A 19556-nucleotide genomic window follows, 5' to 3' on the forward strand; every position below is an offset into this window, starting at 1 on the left:
GGCGGTGGGCGCCGGAACGAGCCGGGTGGCATGCTTGCCGTCATGTCGGTGGGTGAGGCGGTCGAGACCGAGCCGCGCAGGCGCGGGCCACGGTTCGCGCGATTCGGTCTGGTGCTCGTCGCGGTGCTGTCGCTGCTGTTCGGGGTGCCCTGGGCAACCCTCGTCTGGTCCGGCAACGACTGGCCGCTGCCGGTCTTCGTGGCCGGCACGCTGCTGTTCGCCGCCGTCGCCGGCGGTTTCCCCTGGCTGATGTTCCGCGGCCACGGCGGTCACCGCGACCGTGAGTCCCGGATCGCCGACACCCTGCTCGGCGTGATCTGGGTGCTGTTCACCTGGTCGGTGCTCGGCCAGCTCGCCGGACTGCTGCTCGCCGTCCTCGGCGTCGAGGACCCGGTGCGGTCACGCGTGGTGTCGGCCGGTGTGGTGCTGATCGCGGCGGTCCTGCTGGCGTGGGGTCACCACGAGGCGATGCGGGTCTCCCGGGTGCGCGCGGTCGAGGTGACCATCCCCCGGCTCGGTCCCGGGCTCGACGGGCTGAAGGTGGTGCTGATCACCGACACGCACTACGGCCCGATCGACCGGACCCGCTGGTCGCGCGGCGTCACCGAGGTGGTCAACTCCCTCGACGCGGATATCGTGGCGCACACCGGCGACATCGCCGACGGTCTGGTCGAGCAGCGCCTGGAGATGGCGGCGCCGCTGGGCGACATCCGCGCCCGGCTCGCCCGCGTCTACGTGACCGGCAACCACGAGTACCACAGCGGCGCCCAGGGCTGGGTCGAACACATGGAGCACCTCGGCTGGGAGACGCTGCACAACCGGCACCTGGTGGTGACCCGCGGCGGCGACTCGCTGGTGGTCGCCGGCGTCGACGACCGCACCGCGGGCGGCTCCGGCCTGCCCGGTCACCGCACCGACCACGAGGCCGCACTGGCCGGCGCCGACCCCGGCCTGCCGGTGCTGCTGCTGGCCCACCAGCCGCAGCAGATCAAGGACGCCGTCGCGCACGGCATCGACCTGCAGCTGTCCGGGCACACCCACGGCGGCCAGATGTGGCCGTTCCACTACCTGGTCCTCACCGACCAGCCGAGCCTGCAGGGACTGTCCCGGCACTCCGAGCGCACCCAGCTCTACACGAGCCGGGGCACCGGTTTCTGGGGCCCGCCGTTCCGCATCTTCGCGCCCAGCGAGATCACCCTGCTGACCCTGCGCTCCGGCTCGTGACCGTCTCGTTCGACGACTACGAACGGGCGATGTGGGCCGGGAAGGCCGACGCCTACCAGGACAACCTCGCGGTGCTCTGCGCGGGTGCGGCACCGGCGCTGCTCGACGCGGCCGGGGTCACCGCCGGGATGCGGGTGCTCGACGTGGGCGCCGGGTCCGGCACGGTGGCCGGGCTGGCGTGCGAGCGCGACGCCGTGGTGACCGGCGTCGACGCCGAACCGAGCATGGTCGAGCTGGCCGCCCGGCGCGTGCCGGCGGCTGCTTTCCAGCAGGCGGTGCTGCCGGACCTGCCGTTCGCGGACGACGCCTTCGACGTGGCGGTGGCCAACTTCGTGCTCAACCATGTCGGTGCACCGGCGGCCGTGCTGTCCGGGCTGCGCCGGGTGGTCCGGCCGGGCGGGCGGGTGGCGGTCACGATCTGGCCGCAGCCGCTGCCCGAGGCGCAGCGGCTCTGGGACGAGATCTTCGACGCCGCCGGGGTGGTCCGGCCCACCGACCTGCCCCGCCTGGCCCCGGAGCACGACTTCGGACGTACGCCATCGGGTCTTGCGGATCTGATGTCCGCGGCCGGGCTGGCGGACACCGGCGGCCGCACGGTCGCCTGGACACAGCACATCTCCGCGGACGCCTGGTGGAACGGGCCGGCCGCCGGCATCGGCCTCAAAGGGCACCTGTTGCGCCGGCAGACGCCGGAAACGATCACCCGGATCCGGGCGGAGTACGACGCGCGGACCGCTCCCTACCGCTCGGCCGACGGGATGCTCGCGCTCCCGACCGCCGCGGTGCTGGGTGTCGGCATCGTGCCCTGACATCGTGCGCTGATGTCGCGCAGCGGTCAGGAACTGACCGCAATCGGCGACAGGATGAACCCATGACATCAACATGGAAGATTGAGCTCATCCCGGTACCGGTGACCGACGTCGACCGTGCCAAGGCGTTCTACGAGCGGATCGGGTTCATCGCCGACCACGACCACACGATCCATGAGGGTCTCCGGTTCGTGCAGCTGACACCGCCCGGTTCGGCGTGCTCCATCGCGATCGGCAGGGGACTCACCGAGAAGACGCCCGGCACCCAGGAGATCCAGGTCGTGGTGCCCGACGCGGACGCCGCCCGGGAGCAGCTGATCGAGGCCGGCGTCGAGGCGGGCGAGATCGATGAGCAGCCGTGGGGCCGGTTCGTCGGGTTCCGTGACCCGGACGGCAACAGCTGGACGCTCCAGGCGATCGAGTACCGCCCGAACGGCTGAGGTCGACGCCGGCCGGTAGCGTGGACCCGTGACGGATCAGACCTGGCAGGACCGGATCGTCGCGGAATTCGGCGACGGATACCCGGTGGAGCAGATCGCCGCGCGGTACGGCTTGACCGTCGAGCAGGTCTACGCGGTGGTGGCGCATGAGGTCGCCCCGCCGCCGCCCGTCTACTACGGACCGCCACCCGGCCCGGGCTGGCACTCGCCCTACGCCCAGCCAGGACACCCCGGCCATCCGCCCGCGCCCGGACACCCCGGCCATCCGCCCGCGCCGGGATACCCGGCGCCTCCTCCCCCGCCGGGGTTCCGCGACCCGGAGGTCATCGTGGCCGACTACAGCGAGGGACACGACGTCCGGTTGATCGCCGGACGACACGCCCTCACCGTGGAGCAGGTCTACGCCGTGGTGCGGCAGACCCTCGGCGACAGTCCTCGATAGACACCACTGCGTGAGCGATATGCCGTAAATAAACCCGTTGAGCGGTGGTCCAAGGGCCGAGCAGGATGAGAGAACCGCCTTCCCCTACCGCTGCCGAGGATTCTCCATGCGTCTGCTTCGCGACCTGTGGGCCACCAGCCGGAGTCGCACCGCGCTCGTCGCCTTCCTGATATTCATCGGCGCGTCCGGTTCGGCAGGCGCGTTAGCCCTGGCCGGTCCGGTGCTGGTCGATCGTTCCGTCCCGCTCTTCACCGTGCTGGCCGTCGCTCTCGTCGCCGCCGTCCTCAGCGACGTCACCGTCGGTCTCGTGGTGGCGAGACTGACCGCCGACTGGGCCGCCCGCACCCGGCGCGAGCTCAACCGGGTCGCCTTCGGCCAGGACATCCCCACCCTGGAGAACACCCCGGTCGGCGAACTGCTCGACCGTATCGACTCCGACGTCTACCAGGTCGGCGCCGAGCTGCGTGGCAGCGGTGTGCGCCTGGCCCAGTCCCTCGCGGTCGCCTCACTGTCGGTGGTCACCACGTTCTTCGTCTGGTGGCCGGCCGCGCTCGCGATGATCGCCGTCGGCGCGCTGCTGTTCGTGGTGATGAACAAGCCCGTCCAGCGGATCGGCCCGGTCCGCATCGCCGAGGAGGAGGCCTGGTCCGACCTGGCCGCGGTGATGGAGGAGGCCATCCACGGGCAGGACGACGTGCGGACCAGCCTGGCCGCGCCGTACGTCCGCAGCCTCTACGCCCAGCGTTCGGCCGAGGTGCTGCGCCGCGGCCGCCGGGTGTGGCGGATGTCGGCGAAGGTGACGACGATCGCCGGCGCCATCACCCGCTCGCTGATCGCCGGACTGGTACTGGCCGGAGCCTGGGCCCTGACGGCCGGTCACATCGACGGTGCCCGGCTGACCGCGGTGTGGCTGCTGGCGCTCGGCTTCGGCGGCACTCTCGAGCACCTGACCCGCATGGTCCCCGAGATGCAGAACGCGCTCGGCGCCTGGGGCCGGGTCCGGCTGCTCGCCGAGGTGCCGCAGGAACCGGTCGACGGCGTCGAGGCCATCGACGGTGACCTGGTGGTGCGCAACCTGACGTTCCGTTACACCGAGTCGGACAGCGGCCGCCCGCCGGCGCTGCGGGACGTGTCGGTGACCTTCGCCCGCGGCCGGTCGTACGCGCTGATCGGCCGTACCGGCTCCGGCAAGTCCACCCTGGCCAAGATCCTGACCAGGGCGGTGGACGTGCCGCGTGGCACGGTGTTCCTCGGCGGCGTCGACATCAACGACATCGGCGTCGAGGGCCTGCGCCGGCGCACCGCGATCGTGCCGCAGCGCACCGAGATCCTGGCCGGCACGCTTGCCGAGAACATCGCGCTGTTCGACCGCGACCTGCTGCCGCGGGCCGGCGCCGCACTCGACGAGCTGGGCCTGACCGCCTGGGTCGCCGGACTGCCGGACGGTGTGGACACCAGGCTGGGCGAGGGCGGCTACAAGCTCTCGGCCGGCCAGGAACAGCTGGTGGCCTTCGCCCGGATCCTGGTCCGCGACCCGCAGGTGGTGATCCTCGACGAGGCCACCGCCCGGATGGACCCGGTCACCGAGTCCTGGGTGCAGCGGGCCACCGACCGGCTGCTGCGGGGCCGGATCGGCGTGATCGTGGCGCACCGGCTCTCCTCGGTGCAGCGCTGCGACGAGGTGGTCGTGCTCGCCGACGGCGCGGTCCTGGAGTCGGGCCCGCTGCGCGAGTCGCAGCGGTTCGCCGAGCTGATGGCGAGCAGCAACCTGTCGGTGCCGGCGGCGAGCACGGCCGGCGGCGGGGTGCTGCTGGCCGAGCGCGACTGGGACACCGCGATGCGCGAAGAGCTCGGACCGGACGCGCTGTCCAACCCCCTGCCCACGGTGGAGCCCCCGGCCCTGCCGGATCCGCCCCCGGCCCGCACCATGCGGGAGATCCTGCGGCTCGCGCTGAACGACAAGCGGTACGGCCTGGCCGCGTGCGGGTTCTTCCTGATGCTGGTGCTGCTCGGCTTCGACGGGGCGATCCTGCCGCTGCTCTGGACCCACGTGGTCGACGGCATGGGCGACCCGATGCTGCCGGCACTCGGCATCGCGGCCGGGCTGCTGGTGCTGATCCCGTCTCTCTACTACACCGGGGCGTGGTTCCCGGAGTGGTGGGTGCGGCAGATGTTGCGGATCAGCCTGCGCCTGACACACGGCCAGATCGGCCCGCGCCGGGTCAGCAAGCACACCCCGGCCGAGGTGGTGGCGCAGGGCGGCGACACCGAACGCGTGGTTCAGCTTGCCGACAACCTGATCGACAACACCGTCGCCATCTTCGCGCTGGCGTCGATGACGCTGTTCTCCCAGTCGATCGTGCCGGGCCTGTTCTTCGCCGGCACCATGGTGCTGTCCGGTCTGGCGGCGACCCTGTTCGGGCCACGCCTGGAGCGGGCGGCCCGGCGGACCGTGGCGGCGCGGGCGGCGTTCGCGACGTCGCTGGTCTCCTCCCTGTCCGCGGCGCGCACGGTGAAGCTGGCCGGCGCGACCGGTCCGGTGCTGACGCACCTCGCCGCCCTCGACGCGACACGCAGCGAGCTGCAGCGCCGGGAGATCTCGATCCAGGTGTGGGCCCGCTCCACACCGTCGATCGCGAGCGGGTTGCTGCCCATCGCGGCGTGGGCCCTCTATCTGGGCGGTCACCTCACGACCGCGGCGACGCTGATCGCGGTGTCGGTGCTCGGCGCGGCCCGCTGGTTCGCGTGGACGACGGCGTCGCTGGTGTCGCACTATCCGTCGGCGAAGGTGTGGACCCGTCGCACGGCGGCGATGACCGGCACGTCGGAGTACTCGGCGGACATCCCGGGCGTGGACATCTCGGCGGGTACGGCCCCGGCGCCCCCGATCGCGCCGCGCAGTCCGCTGCGAACGCTGCAGTTGTCCGGGTTCACCGCGGTGCACGAGAACGGTGCCGTGGGGGTACGCGACGTCGACCTCACCGTCGAACGCGGCGAACTGGTCCTGGTGGTCGGCCCGGTCGGCTCCGGCAAGTCGTCGCTGCTGCGCGCCCTGGCCGGCATCGTGCACCACACCGGTGAGCTGCGCTGGAACGGCGAGCCGGTCGACGAGCCGGAACTGTTCCTGCGGCCGAACCAGGTGGGTTACGTCGCCCAGCTGCCCCGGGTGCTGTCCGGCACGGTGGCCGAGAACATCCAGCTCGGGCACGAGGTGGACGCGGCCGGCGCGGTGTCGGTCGCGCAGCTGGAACACGACCTGGCCACGGCCGGGGGCGGGTTGCAGCTGCTGATCGGGCACAAGGGGACCCGGCTCTCCGGTGGCCAGCTGCAGCGGCTGGCACTGGCGCGGGCGCTGGCCCCGCGTACCGAGCTACTGATCGCCGACGACGTCTCGTCCGCGCTGGACGTGACGACGGAGCTGGCGCTGTGGGAGGCGCTGCGCGCGCACGGGGTGACCGTGGTCGGCTCGACGTCCAAGCGGGCCGCCCTGGCCCAGGCCGACAGGGTGGTGGTGCTGATCGGCGGCCGGGCCGAGGACCAGGGCCCGTGGTCCGAACTGGCCGAACGCTGGGGTCACCTGGCCGGCTGACCCACCCGGTCCGCGTGGTGACCGGCGGTGCGCTCCGTGCCGCCGGTCACCACACCGACGCCGGCCCCGGCTAGCGTGGTGGCCTGCGGTGCGACAACGCGCCGCCGGTCGCCACGATCGTTTCGCCCGGAGGACGGCATCAGCGAGCACGCGTTTCTCCTGCTCAAACCGGACTGTCTGCGGCGCGGGCTGACCGGGGAGGCCGAGCGGCTCGCCCGGGACGCCGGGTTGCGCATCGACGGGCGGCAACCGGTCACCCTCTCCCCCGCGGACGTGCGTCACCTGTGGTCGGAGTACGACGAGGCCGGCCACAGCCTGACCCTGGCGTTCCTGGACCGCTATCTGACCACCGGACCGTCCGAGGTGCTGCTCCTCAGCGGCCCGGACGCGTTCGAGGCGGCCCGCCGGCTCAAGCGGGAGATCCGCGCCCGGCACGCGGACGGCCCGTTCGCCAACGTGGTGCACGCGGCCGAACGGCGGGCCGAACTGGACCGGCAACGCGACCACCTGCTCGGCCGTTCCGGCGACGGCACGGATCCGCCGCCGAGCTCACCACGACCGCCGGGCATCGACTTCCGCCCGCTCTTCGACGTGACAGCGCTTGCCGACGAGGTGTGGCCGCTGGTCCAGGGCCCGCCACCCGACCCCGGACCGTTCCGCCTGGACTCCGGCGACCTCGGACGGGCCGTCCTGCTGGGCCCGGACCGCAACCACACCCTCGACTCGACCGTCACCGCGCTGTGGCACGCGCTGCCCGGCGTCGAGCCACGCCGCGCCGTGCTGCTGACCCTGCATGCGGGCTGGTCGGGCGCCACCCCGATCGCGGTGGGCGGCCAGAACGCCCTCCGGGACTGCCTGGGGGCGCTGCGCGAGCACGGCATCCTCAACTGCGGTATCGGCCGTCCGCAGCCGTTCCGGGTCCCGGAGCGTTGAGGCGTTCAGTCGCGCCGAAGGCGGTTCGCCAGCCACTCCACGGCCAGCGGGTATCGCCAGTCGATGCCGCCGTGCTTGGCCGGGAACAGCTCGAACGCGATCTTCTCCGCGGGCACGCCGATCCGCAGCAGGCCGTCCTTGAACGCCTCGGCACCCAGGTCCAAGAACCACTCGTCGCGGGTTCCGGCGTCGATCCACACCGCGTTCAGGGAGCGCAGCTCGTCGGCGTACCGATCGATCATCCGGATCGGATCCCAGTGCAGCCAGCGCTGCCACACCTCCTCCCGGATCCGCCCGGACCGGGGATCGAACGGCAGCCGCGGGGTGCCGTCCGGGTCGGCGGAGAACGCCGCGGTGCAGCCGAGGACGAGGACGAGCAGCATGTCGTCCTCCTTGGTGAAGGCGACCCGCGACTGGAAGTCCTTCCAGTACGCCTGGATGTCGTGGTCGTAGTCGCGCAGCGCCCGCGCGGCCTTGGCGAACTCGCCGAGGTAGCAGTACTCGTAGAGGGCGTCGCCGGCGTGGGTGGCGAGCGCGCCGAACAGGTCGGGCCGCAGCATCGGCGTGATCATCGCGCCGAACCCGCCGGACGACTTGCCGGTGATGGCCCGCGAGTCCCGGTTCGGGATGGTCCGGTATGCGGCGTCCACGTACGGCACCACCTCGTCGCAGAGGTAGGTGTGGTAGTTGCCGGTACCCGGTGAGTCGACGAACTGCGAACCACCGTAGGCGGTCCACGCGTCCACGTAGACGAGGATGCAGCCCGGCGCCTTCCCCTGGGCGAAAACCTGGTCGGCGGTCTCGACGAACGGCTGCCGGAACGGCGTGCGGTTGCTCCACATGGTGACCTGGCCGGAGTAGCCCTGGATCACGTAGATGCTCGGGTACCGCTGGTCGCCCTGCTCGTAGCCGGGCGGTGTGTAGACCCACAGCGGCCGCACGTGCGGGTCGCCGAGCACATTGCCGCGCAGCGCCCGCGAATCGATCGTGTCGTGGTGCAGGGTACCGGCGAGTTCACTGGTCCATATCGACATGCAGCCGAGTCAACTATGTTTCTGCGATGACCGCACCCAGGTTGGCGTGGCTCGACGGGCTCCGCGCCGTCGCCGTCCTGCTGGTGGTCTATGCCCATCTGACCCGGTACGCCTTCACCGGTCTGCGGGCCGTGACCGGGGAATGGTTGCACGCCGGCACGGCCGGGGTGATGCTGTTCTTCCTGGTCAGCGGCTACATCATTCCGGCGTCGCTGGAACGGCACGGCGACCTGCGGCGGTTCTGGATCGGCCGGGCGCGACGGCTGTTCCCGCTCTACCTGGCGGTGATCGCGGTCCTCGCGACCGCCCGCCCGCCGGCCGATCCGCTGACCGCCGCGGTGGGCCACGCGACGATGCTGCCCTTCCTGACCGGTGTGCCGCTGGTCACGGCGGTGTTCTGGACGCTCTCCTTCGAGATGGTCTTCTACCTTCTGGTCACGACCCTTTTCGCGGTACGGGCGGAGCGTTCCCTCCTCCCGCCGGTCCTCTTCGCGCTCACCGGTGCGGTCACCGCGCCGCTCGTCCCGCTCCGGCTCGGCACCGTCCCGTGGGTTACGGCCGTCGTCCTGACCGCCGGACTGGCCGGGGTGGTGTCCCGGCGCCGATGGGCCGAGGTCGCCGGTGGTCTGCTGCTCGGCGTGCTGGCACTGACCCTGCTGCTGTTCGGCATGGACCCGGCGCACGCCCGCGACGGGCTGCTGATCGTGGCGGTGATGTTCACCGGCACGGTGATCCACCGGGCCGACCACGGACAGACGTCGTGGCCGCGGGCCGGAGCGGTGATCGCCGTGGTCGCTGCCGCGCTGCTGGCCGTCTGGCTCGGCGAGCTGGCCGCTCTGCACGCGCTGACCCCGCGCTACATCACCCGGTCGGTGCTCACCCTGCTGGTCTTCGGCGGTTCGTTCGCCGCCGGCATGCTGCTGCGCCACCGCCGCACACCGTTCTGGCTGGCCCGGATCGGCGTGCTCAGCTACTCCGTCTACCTGGTGCACTACGCGGTGATCGAACTGGCGGGGCCGGTCATGCGCTCGGCCGTGCCCGATCCGCTGCTCGCGGCCGGCTATCTGGCCGTCGTCCTCGGTGTCTCGTGGCTCACCCACCGGTACATCGAGGTGCCCGGCCAGCGGCTGGGTTCCCGGCCTGCCGGACAGCACACCCCCCTGGCGGAAAGCCGGCGATGACATCGTTCGGGCGTCACAGGTTGCGGTCGAGCCAGGTGAACGCCTCGTCCTGCATCTCGGCGGTGAAGAGGTGGCCGAGGCCCGGCCAGGTCTGCGTCCGCAGCCGGTGCGCCGCGCGCTGGCCGGACCAGACGCGGGTGAGCCGGGCGTAGGCGGCCGCGACGCCCTCGGCGGTGAAGAGCGGGTCCAGCTCACCGCCCATCACGAACATGGGGCGGGGTGCGGCGAGGCTGGCGACGTCGGGGATGTCGAGGTGACGGTACAGACCCGGGTGCAGCATGTAGAAGGCCGACTGACCACGCAGAGTGTTGTTCCCGGGAACCATCATCTCCTTGAGACCCGTCATCCAGCAGACGGAGACGGTCGCCGCGATATGGCCGGAGAGGGCGGCCACCTGCCACGCGCGGTAGCCGCCCATGGAGAACCCGACGGCGGCGATCCGGCGCGGGTCGACCTCGGGCAGGGTCGCGAGCAGTGCCGCGGCGCGGGCGTCCTCGCGTGCCATCAGACCGGCCGGTGAGGAGCCGAGGTTGAACAGGTTGCTCGCCAGGGCCTGCTGACCCTCGTAGGTGAGGCCGCCACGGTCACCCCAGCCGAGTGCGTCGACGGCGAGCACCGCACAGCCGCGGGCCGCGAGCTGGTCGCCGACGAACCGGCCGCTGAAATACTTCGCCGACCAGGCACGGGCCGAGGTCAGGCGGCTCTCGTCGTACCAGGGTTCGATCAGCTTCTCCTTGCCGATGTCGAACCTGGAGCCGTGATCGTGCAGGAGCAGCGCGGCCGGGAACGGGCCGGGGCCGTCGGGTACCAGCATGGTGGCGCGGACGCGGCTGTGCCGGGTGACGTTGAAGATCAGCTGACGGCGGCGGTATCCGGGCCCGGCCCGGTCGTCGACGACCTCGAGCCGGAACGGGGTGCGGTCGGCGGGTTCGACGAGGTGGGTCTCGAACTGGGCGCGGGCCCGGCGTTTCCAGTCCCGGAAGTCACGGATGCGCGCGTTCGGCCAGGCCAGCGGGAAGGTGAGCTCCCGCTTGAGGCTCTCGTGGAAGACCGGGAGGTTGCCGTCGATCACGGACGGGCTCTCGAAGCCGGCGGCCGCACGGGCGTCGGCCAGGTGCGGGGCGGCGAGGGCCACGGCGGGGAGCGAGATGACGGAACGTCGCTTCATGCGATTCCTTTTCATCGATGGACTCTCGACGCTAGAAAGCCCTTTCCCGCATGTCAATCCCTGTCCGCAAACAGCGCCGCCCGCCCCGGGGGCGGTCCGGGGCGGGCGGCGCCAGGTTCGGTCAGCGACCCTGCAGGGCCTTCACGTTGTCACCGAAGGTCCAGTTCTTCGAGCCGTCCCAGTTGATCGACCAGGTCATCAGGCCCTTGATGCCGGGGACGCTGTTCCAGGCCTGGGCGACCAGGGCCGGCGTCATGTGGCCGCCACCGGCGCCGGGCTGCGCGGGCAGGCCCGGGACCTGCTTGTCGTACGGGATGCGGATGGTCGTGCCCTGGATGGTGAGGCCGTTCGCCAGGCACTGGGTCTGCACGGTGAAGCCCTGAACGGTCCCGGCGCCGTACGAGTCACCGGCGCAGCCGTACATGCTGCCGTTGTAGTACTGCATGTTGAGCCACCACAGGCGGCCGTTGTCCAGGTACTTCTTGATGATCGGCAGGTACGACCCCCAGATCGAGCCGTAGACGACCGATCCCCCGGTCACGTACGCCGTCTCGGGAGCCATGGTGAGGCCGAAGTTCGACGGCATGGCCGCGAGGACCCCGTCGATGATGCGGATCAGGTTGGCCTGCGAGGTCGACAGGGTGTTGATGTTGCCGCTGCCGGTCAGGCCGGTCTCGATGTCGATGTCGATGCCGTCGAAGTGGTACTGCTTGAGGATCGGCACGATGGTCGCCACGAACCGGTCGGCGACGGCGCTGGAGCTGAGGTCGATGCCGGCGGTCGCGCCACCGATCGACATCAGGATCGTCGCGCCCTGCGCCTTGGCCGCGCAGATCTCGGCGGCGGTGGGCACCTTCACGCCGGCGTCCATGCCGTTCTCCCAGAGCACGGTGCCGTCCGAGCGGATCACCGGGAAGGCCGCCATCAGGACGTTGTAGCCGTGCTGGGTGATCCGGCTGTCGTTGATCGGGATCCAGCCCATGCCGGGGTGCACGCCGTTGGCCGCGCCGTCCCAGTTCTCCCAGTAACCCTGGAGCACCTTCCCGGCGGGACGGCCCCGGACGCCGCAACCCGCGGGGGTGGACGGACTCGTCGACGGACTGGCGCTGGGGCTCACACTGGCGCTCGGGCTCACACTGACGCTCGGGCTCACACTGACGCTCGGGCTCGCGCCGGCGCTCCGGCTCGGACTCGACGACACCGACGGCGAGGTGGTACCGCCGCTGCAGGCGCCCAGGCTCTTCCAGAGCGTCGGCGTGGCCGCCGGATTCCAGTTCGTGCCGGCCCACGCGGTGTGCGTGACCAGGGCCTGGTACAGCGTCGACTGGTAGGTGACCTGCTGACCGGCGGTGTAGGCGATTCCCTCGGCCCAGATCGTCGAGGAGCAGGCGACGGCCGCCGCCCCGGTGGGCTGGAACGCCAGCACGGAACCGGCCGCCACCACCACGCCGGCGGCGAGTGCCATCAACCCGCGTCGAACTCTCATGCCGTCTCCCTGACACGTACGGATGCGCGTGACCACATAGTGGCGTTCACATCAGTAAATATCAAGGGTTCTTAACTATTAACGGAAGGCCCACATAGGCGGCGTACGGCTCGAAAGCTTTCACCGCCTCCGCCGGGTCGAAATCAGCGAGCGGCAGCACCGTGACCGTCACCGCCTTCTTGCCGATCGCCCGTTTCCAGGTCGCCATCACCCGGCCGTCACGGACCAGGGTCGACTGGAAGATCCCGTTGCCACCCGGGATGATCTTCGCGATCTGCTCGGGCCCGGCCATCATGGAGCGATCCTTGTAACCCAGCATGTACTCGTCGAAGCCGGGCAGCGCCCACCACCCCGTCACCGGTCCGGCGTCGAGCACCTCCGGGTCGGCCCACATCTCCACACCGTCGACCTCGACCCGCGCCAAGCCGGCCGCCGCCACGCCCTTGCGGCAGTCGGTGACGGTCAAACCGGTCCACCCGGCGAAGTCCTTGACCGTGGTCGGGCCGTGCGACCGGAAGTAACGCCTCGCAAGGATCGCCAGGCCCTCCTCGCGGGACGGGCTGTTGCGCTCGGCCGCCCACTCGTCCAGCAGCACGAAGGTCTGCTCACTGCCCCGGTTGGGTGCGATCGCCGTGACGCCGCGCTGACTCACGTACCAGAGCAGGTGGTAGCCCCGTTGGCCGTCGACCGAGATCCCGCCCTCGGTCAGCGCGGTCATGCACTCCGACCGGGTCAGGCGGCCGCCGCCGGCCGCCACCGCAGCGCCGAGGATGTCCATCGCCTGACGTGCGGTCTTCTCGTCGAGACCGAGATATTCCCAGCGCTTGGCCACGCCGCTGAGCGAGCGCACGCCGGCCAGCTCCAGCATCCAGTACGCGTCGGCGGACGGGATGAGATGAACGGTGCCGCGCATGGGCCACGTGCGGATCACGTCGCGCCGTTCGGTGGCGGCGACCACCTCCGGCAGCGTCATCCCCGGCAGGCGCACGCCCAGCGACCAGAGCACGCTGTTGAGATCCTGCGCCTGCATGGCGCCGAACCACTCCACGACGCTCGCGACGCTGCTCCGACCCCGCGAACCGAGCAGCAGGCTGGTCATCCGAAGGCTCAGGGCCGTGTTGGTGTCCACGGCCCCGAGCCTAGGGAACTGGTACGACAGAAATCACCGGCCGCGCTGGGCCCGATACCGCTTGATCAGGTTGTTGGTCGACGAGTCGGCGTCGTCGGCCGGGGTCTCCCGTGCGGTCAGTTTCGGCGCGAGCTGGTTGGCCATCACCTTGCCCAGCTCCACACCCCACTGGTCGAAGGAGTTGATCTCCCAGATGACGCCCTGGGTGAAGGTGATGTGCTCGTAGAGGGCCACCAGCTGCCCGAACGTCTGCGGCGTCAGCGAGTGGGCCAGGATCGTGGTGGTCGGGTGGTTCCCCTGCATCACCCGGTGGTGGGCCACCTTCGCATCGGTGCCCTCGGCCTGCACCTGCTCCAGCGTCCGGCCGAACGCGAGCGCGCCGGTCTGCGCCAGGAAGTTCGACATGAACAGGTCGTGCATCTCGCCGATGTCGTGGTTGGGCACACTGAAGCCGATGAAGTCCGCCGGGATCAGTTTCGTGCCCTGGTGGATGAGCTGGTAGAAGGCGTGCTGGCCGTTGGTCCCGGGCTCACCCCAGAACACCTCGCCGGTCTGGAAGGTGACCGGCTCACCGGACAGGCGCACCGACTTGCCGTTGCTCTCCATGGTGAGCTGCTGCAGGTACGCGGCGAAGCGGTGCAGGTACTGCGCGTACGGCAGGACGGCGTGCGACTGCGCGCCGAGGAACGTGTCGTACCAGACGTTGATCAGGCCGAGCAGCGCCGGCACGTTGCGCTCGATCGGCGTACTGCGGAAATGCTCGTCGACGGCGTGGTAACCGGCGAGCATCTCGGCGAACCGCTCCTTGCCGATCGCGATCATGACGGACAGGCCGACCGCCGACGGCAGCGAGTAACGGCCGCCCACCCAGTCCCAGAAGCCGAACATGTTCGCCGTGTCGATGCCGAAGTCGGCGACCTTCGCGGCGTTCGTGCTGACCGCGACGAAGTGTTTGGCGACCGCGGCGTCGTCGTTCAGCTTCGCCAGGAGCCAGGAACGGGCCTCCTTGGCGTTGGTCAGCGTCTCCTGCGTGGTGAACGTCTTGGAGACCACGATGAACAGGGTGGTCGCCGGGTCCAGGTCGCGGGTCTTCTCGTAGAGGTCGGTCGGGTCGATGTTCGACACGAACCGGCACTCGATGTCGCGCTGGCTGAAGTCCTTGAGTGCCTCGTAGGCCATGACCGGGCCCAGGTCGGAGCCGCCGATGCCGATGTTGACGATCGTCCGGATGCGCTCGCCGGTGTGGCCGGTCCACTCGCCCGAGCGGACCTTGTCGGCGAAGGCGCCCATCCGGTCCAGGACCTCGTGCACGTCAGCGACCACGTCCTGGCCGTCGACGACAAGCGACGCGTCCCGCGGCAGCCGCAGCGCGGTGTGCAGGACGGCCCGGTCCTCGGTGATGTTGATGTGCTCGCCGGCGAACATTCCGGTGATCTTCTCGCTCAGCCTCGCCCGCTGCGCCAGCGCGAACAGGGCGGTCAGCACCTCGTCGGTGACGAGGTTCTTGCTGTAGTCCACATACAGCCCGGCGACCTCGGCGGCATAACGCTCGCCACGCTGGGGGTCACTGCCGAACAGGTCGCGCAGGTGCACCGCGGCGAACTTCTCGGCCAGTCCCTGAAGAGCCTGCCACTCGGCGCTGTCGGAAACGTGTTCGCTCATCTCTCCCACTCCGAACCTGGACGACGCTCAAATCGTGGCACGATCCGCTGCCCGGCACCGGAGGAACCGGCCGCACAGTCGTGTCCTGTCCGCGAGGTTAGTCCCCTGGACCGACCCTCGCCGCCTTGGTGTCCGGCTTCTCACTCCCGTGGCCGTTCCGCCCGATCAGGGCAGGCGGGAACAGGACGGGCGGTCGAAAATGTCGTACCCGGACTCTAGGTTCTGCGCATGGTTTCCGCGGCGTACTCGTACCTCGGCTCGTCGGCCCTCGACGACGGCCTCACCCTGCAGACCTCCGGCGGTCCCGCAGCGCACCCCCGCTTCTTCACCGGTTTCCTGACCGACCCCGGCGCCGCCGCCACCGGCCTGCTGGCGGTCGCCGAGGTCGCCCGGACCCGATACTTCCGGCCGCTGCCGCCGGCCAGCCTCGACCCGGTGGTCACCGCCGGCTCCGACCGGCTGCGGTTCGAGTCGTTCTCCGGCTGCTGCGGCGTCTACGCGCGGATGGACGTGCTGCCCGAGGGCCTCGACGGCGACATCGTCGCGCACGGCACCACCAACGTCGACGTCAACGTGCCGCTCCAGCGGGCCCTCACCCGGGTCGGCCGCACCGATCCGATGCACGTCGCGGTCGGCCCCGACGACCTCACCGTCACCACGTTCGACGGTGAGCTGGTCGAACGCAAGGTTCCGCTGCCGTCACGCTGGCTGCGCGGCTTCGCCGAGGCGCAGGTGCTCACCTCCCGCTTCGACGCGCGCGCCGAGATCGGCGTCGCCGAGGCGCGCATCCTGCTCAACCGGCTGCCGGCAGGCGACAAGTCGATCCTCTGGGCGGTCCCGGCGGGACGCTCGGTGCGCTTCACCTCCCGGCCGGTGCCGGGTGCGGTGTGCCTGCCCGGCGCCGGGCGCCTCACGGCCCTCAAACCGTTCCTGCGGTACGCGAAGAGTCTGCGCGTCCACGGCCCGGCCGTGGCCGCCGGCAGCGGTCCGGTGGCCAGCACCTGGGAGCTGAGCATGCCGTCGCTGCGGCTGTCGCTGACCCTGTCGCCGGAGCCGTACCGCGGCTTCTCCGGCGAGGGTGCCGTGCTGGACGCTCTGGCCAGCGACGAGGCCGCCGACGACGCCGACCTGATCAGTGCCCTGCTGTCCTGGGACCCGACCATCGACGTCGACGCGCTCGCCGCCTCCTCCGGGCTGCCGGCGCATCGGGTCCGCGACGCGCTGACCCAGCTCGGCACGGCCGGCCGGGTGGGTTACGACGTGGCCGAGGCGGGCTACTTCCACCGCACCCTGCCGTATTCCGCCGACGTGGTCGAGCGGATGAACCCGCGGCTGGCCGGCGCGCGGGCCCTGGCCGCCGCGGGTGCGGTCACCGCCGGGCCCGAGGTGTCCGTGGTGCGCAGCGGCGGCGAGACCTACCACGTCCGCGAGGCCACCTCGTGCACCTGCCCGTGGTGGGCGAAACACCGCGGCGAGCGGGGGCCGTGCAAGCACGCCCTGGCAGTGCGCATGGTTCTCAGCGGCGTGGTGACCGAGGACGCCGGTGAGGAGGTGCCGGCATGAGTCTCGACTGGGAGGCCGTCGACCGGCGGGCCCGGTCCGGCGACCAGCCCGGCGTGGCACGGCTGTTCATCGAGGCCACCGAGGCGGAGCGCCGCGCGTTCACCAAGCGGTTCGAGGCGGGTCTCAAGGCCGTCGACCCGGATGTCTACTGGCAGGCCCGGGTCGACCCCGCTCCCGGCTACGCGATCGCCGCCATCGGTACCGCGCCGAACGCCGCCCGTGCCGCGACCCTGTTGCTGCGGCGCGGCATCCGCGACTCGTGGCAGCAGATCCAGTTCGACCGGCTGCTGCAGGTGGCCGAGGCCCGCGAGCTGGACTGGCTGGGTGATCTGGGTCTGCGGCTGGCCGCCCGGCTGCCCACCCGCGACGTGTGGGACGGCGGCGACTGGGCGTTCACCGCCCGGTTCCTGCGAGCGGGCGGCACACCGCCGCCGGTCACCGAGGGCGTGGTGCGAGGCTGGCTGGCGAGGCTGATCCGGCCGCGGCGCGAGCGGATGCCACCGCTGAGCCTCCGGATGCGCGAGGATCCCGATCTCGACATGCTGCTGCCCGGCGTCTTCGAGATCGACGGCATGGGCTCGGACATCTTCAACGCCACCTGGGGTGAGGACTCGGTGCCGCCGAAATCGGCGATCCGGTTCCACCAGGCGGTCGCCACGCTGGTCGCCGAGGGCCGGCTGGAACGCAAGGCGATCCTGACCGCCACCGTCGACCGGCTGACCCGCGGCGACAAACCCAACGCGCTGCGCCCGTTCGTCCTGCTGCACAACGAGCTGGAACCGACCGTCGACGAGATCGCGGCCCATGCCCTCGACTACGCCCGGCTGCTCGCCGAGGGCCCGGGTGCGGTCGCCACGGTGGCCCAGCGGTGCCTGCGCGTCCTCGACGACACCGGCCGGCTCGACCTGGACACCCTGCTCGAGACCAGCTTCCCGGTCCTGCTCCGCAAGGAGAAGACCCTGGTGAAGGCCCAGATCTCCTGGCTGGACAAGGCTGCCCGGCGCGACCCCGGGCGGGCCGGTGACGTGTTCACGACGGTCGCTGCCGCGTTCGGTCACCCCGCACTCGACGTCCAGGAACGCGCCCTCACCCTGGTCGCCAAACATCTGCCCGGCCTGCCACCGGAAACCGTGGCCCGGCTGGCCGAGGCGTCCGTCGTCCTCGCCGGTGACCTGCCGGCCCGGGCGGCGGCCCTGTTCGGCACGACCGTGCTCACCAGGACCGTGCCCGACCTGCCGCCGCACACCGGTCCGGCCCCGATGCCGCCACCGATCAGAAGTGCCGCCGAGCTCGCGGAGGAGATCGCCGTCCTCGTCCACGAGCAGAGCGGCGTCCGGTGGGAGCGGGTTCTGGCCGCGTTCGTCGCCCTGCACGCCGACGGCGGCCGGGAGGCGCTGACCGAGCATCTCTCCCCGCTGCTCGGCCGCTACCCGGACGTCCTCGGCGAACAACCGTGGAACGAGGGCGAGGCCCTGACCTGCCTGGGCGCCGCCATCACGATGGCGACCGATCCCGGGCGCCGGAACGGCATCCACCGGCGGCTCCACGAGACGGTCCGGATCGCCCGCCAGGAGGGCCGGCGCGGTGAGGGCAGGTCGAGCCTGTCCCCGCTGCCCGACGGTGTCCTGGCACTGCGCGTGGCCGAGATCGCGGTGCACATCAACGGCTCGATGATGCCGATGCTGGTGGCCACGCCCACCCACGTGAGCGGCAGCCTCGAACACACCGCCCTGCTGGACCGGCTGTCGCGAGCCGAGGCGGAGGGCTGGCAGCCGTGGCCGTTCGATCTGGAACAGGCCCTGCTACGCCTGCCGCGTGGTCCCGTCGATGCCGAGGTGACGGCCGGTGCGGCGGCTCTCACGTCCCCGGCCGGGCGGCAGTTCGCGCAGTGGCTGGCCTCCGGCGGGCTTCCCGATCCGATCAGTGAGCGATTCGTCCAGCAGCGCCCGACCGGCCTCGGCGGCGGCCACGCGTGGGACAAGCCGGTGGCGCGCCGGCTGACCGCTCGACTGCGCCGGGCCCGCGACGGCGGCCTGCGACTGGAACGGCAGCTGCTCACCCTCGATCCGCCGGACGCCCCGCGATACATGCCCGGGGAACTCAAGGGCGCCGAGGAGATGGTGGCCATGGTGCTGCCGCATCACCGGGAGGTGGCCGCGGCGTGGGCTCTCCCCGAGGTGGCGGCCCTGGCCGACCAGGATCAGCAGGGCGCCGCGTGTCTGCTGCCCCTGCTCGCCGAGTGCACCGGTCCGGTCGGCCCGGCCCTGTCGGCCGAGATCGCGTACGCCTTCTGCGCCAGGCAGGAGCCCGACCGCGCCGCAGCCGTCGACGCCTTCCTCACCCTGGCGGCCCGCCCCGAACCGTTCGCCACGGCGGTCGGCGCCGTTCTGGGCGACGTGTGCTCCGACAGCACGGCAAAACTCAGCAGAGCGCTGCCGGCCCTGACCGACGCCCACCGCGCCGGTGCGTCCGCCGCCGTCTGGGAACTGCTCGCCGCCGCACTGCCACCACTGCTGCCGACAACGGTCCGTGGCGTGCCCGACCTGCTCGAACTCGCCACCCAGGTCGCCGTCGCCCTCGGCGCGCGCACCGAGATACCCGGCCTGGCCGACGTGGCCGCCCGGCCCGGGTCGTCCCGCACGGTTCAGGAGGCCAGGCGGCTCCAGTCCACGCTGGCCCCCTGACCGCTGCCCCGGTGGGCGCCGCTCCCCCGGCGTCCACTCCCGCGGCAACCCGGTCGCCTCGGCGGCCCGGCATCCACCCGGCCCGGCGCCTCCCAGCCGGTCGATCACCAAGAGACCGATGAGGTGCCGGCCGGATCCGCGCTGGAGGTCGCTCCGCCGCCGGGAACGTGGCTCATCGGATCGATGCGGTTCGCCCGCCGGTAGCGCTGGGC

Annotated in this window: 14 protein-coding genes; 9 read left to right on the plus strand and 5 right to left on the minus strand. The window is 71.5% G+C overall.

The window, feature by feature from the left end; genetic code table 11:
• Window positions 1-42: 42 nt before the first annotated feature.
• From AB0G04_RS22320 to AB0G04_RS22345, 6 genes are all read left to right on the plus strand, one after another.
• A complete protein-coding gene (locus AB0G04_RS22320; RefSeq protein WP_360985738.1) occupies window positions 43-1224 on the plus strand; it encodes a metallophosphoesterase in 1182 nt (393 codons plus the stop codon).
• Complete coding sequence (locus tag AB0G04_RS22325; RefSeq protein ID WP_360985741.1) at window positions 1221-2033, plus strand: methyltransferase domain-containing protein; 813 nt, start codon at window positions 1221-1223, stop codon at window positions 2031-2033. The genes AB0G04_RS22320 and AB0G04_RS22325 overlap by 4 nt, the downstream gene beginning before the upstream one ends.
• 62 nt (window positions 2034-2095) lie before the next feature.
• A complete protein-coding gene (locus AB0G04_RS22330; RefSeq protein ID WP_360985744.1) occupies window positions 2096-2473 on the plus strand; it encodes a VOC family protein in 378 nt (125 codons plus the stop codon).
• 28 nt (window positions 2474-2501) lie between these two features.
• The gene (locus tag AB0G04_RS22335; protein ID WP_360985747.1) at window positions 2502-2915 is read left to right on the plus strand and encodes a hypothetical protein; all 414 of its coding nucleotides are present in this window, start codon (window positions 2502-2504) and stop codon (window positions 2913-2915) included.
• Between the two features lie 106 nt (window positions 2916-3021).
• Window positions 3022-6504: an ABC transporter ATP-binding protein/permease gene (locus AB0G04_RS22340; protein WP_360985750.1), complete on the plus strand. Its 3483-nt coding sequence runs from the start codon at window positions 3022-3024 to the stop codon at window positions 6502-6504.
• A 27-nt stretch (window positions 6505-6531) separates the two neighbouring features.
• Complete coding sequence (locus AB0G04_RS22345; protein WP_360985753.1) at window positions 6532-7437, plus strand: nucleoside-diphosphate kinase; 906 nt, start codon at window positions 6532-6534, stop codon at window positions 7435-7437.
• A 5-nt stretch (window positions 7438-7442) separates the two neighbouring features.
• Here the strand turns inward: AB0G04_RS22345 and AB0G04_RS22350 are convergent, their stop codons facing one another.
• Window positions 7443-8471, minus strand: coding sequence for an alpha/beta hydrolase-fold protein (locus AB0G04_RS22350; RefSeq protein ID WP_360985756.1), 1029 nt, complete (start codon window positions 8469-8471; stop codon window positions 7443-7445).
• A 26-nt stretch (window positions 8472-8497) separates the two neighbouring features.
• Here AB0G04_RS22350 and AB0G04_RS22355 point away from each other — a divergent pair, with 26 nt between their 5' ends.
• Window positions 8498-9652 carry an acyltransferase gene (locus tag AB0G04_RS22355; protein ID WP_360985759.1) on the plus strand — a complete coding sequence of 385 codons (1155 nt, stop codon included), beginning with the start codon at window positions 8498-8500 and terminating at the stop codon, window positions 9650-9652.
• 13 nt (window positions 9653-9665) lie between these two features.
• Here the strand turns inward: AB0G04_RS22355 and AB0G04_RS22360 are convergent, their stop codons facing one another.
• The 4 genes from AB0G04_RS22360 to pgi all read right to left on the minus strand — a co-directional run bounded on the left by AB0G04_RS22360 (window position 9666) and on the right by pgi (window position 15097).
• Window positions 9666-10820 carry an alpha/beta fold hydrolase gene (locus AB0G04_RS22360; protein ID WP_360985762.1) on the minus strand — a complete coding sequence of 385 codons (1155 nt, stop codon included), beginning with the start codon at window positions 10818-10820 and terminating at the stop codon, window positions 9666-9668.
• Between the two features lie 121 nt (window positions 10821-10941).
• Window positions 10942-12306 (minus strand): glycosyl hydrolase family 18 protein, encoded by a 1365-nt coding sequence (locus AB0G04_RS22365; RefSeq protein WP_360985765.1) that lies wholly within the window; start codon window positions 12304-12306, stop codon window positions 10942-10944.
• 61 nt (window positions 12307-12367) lie between these two features.
• Entirely contained in the window at window positions 12368-13435 is a 1068-nt protein-coding gene (locus AB0G04_RS22370; protein ID WP_360985768.1) for a winged helix DNA-binding domain-containing protein, read from the minus strand.
• Window positions 13436-13468: 33 nt separating this feature from the next.
• The gene (gene pgi, locus AB0G04_RS22375) at window positions 13469-15097 is read right to left on the minus strand and encodes a glucose-6-phosphate isomerase (RefSeq protein ID WP_360985771.1); all 1629 of its coding nucleotides are present in this window, start codon (window positions 15095-15097) and stop codon (window positions 13469-13471) included.
• A 228-nt stretch (window positions 15098-15325) separates the two neighbouring features.
• On the opposite strand from pgi, the gene AB0G04_RS22380 reads away from it, so the two are divergent.
• Both AB0G04_RS22380 and AB0G04_RS22385 read left to right on the plus strand, forming a co-directional pair.
• Window positions 15326-16660: an SWIM zinc finger family protein gene (locus tag AB0G04_RS22380; protein WP_360985774.1), complete on the plus strand. Its 1335-nt coding sequence runs from the start codon at window positions 15326-15328 to the stop codon at window positions 16658-16660.
• The gene (locus AB0G04_RS22385) at window positions 16657-19344 is read left to right on the plus strand and encodes a DUF6493 family protein (RefSeq protein ID WP_360985777.1); all 2688 of its coding nucleotides are present in this window, start codon (window positions 16657-16659) and stop codon (window positions 19342-19344) included. Before AB0G04_RS22380 ends, AB0G04_RS22385 begins: the two co-directional genes overlap by 4 nt.
• The last annotated feature ends 212 nt before the right edge of the window (window positions 19345-19556 follow it).

Source organism: Actinoplanes sp. NPDC023801 (assembly GCF_040639655.1).
Classification (GTDB): domain Bacteria; phylum Actinomycetota; class Actinomycetes; order Mycobacteriales; family Micromonosporaceae; genus Actinoplanes.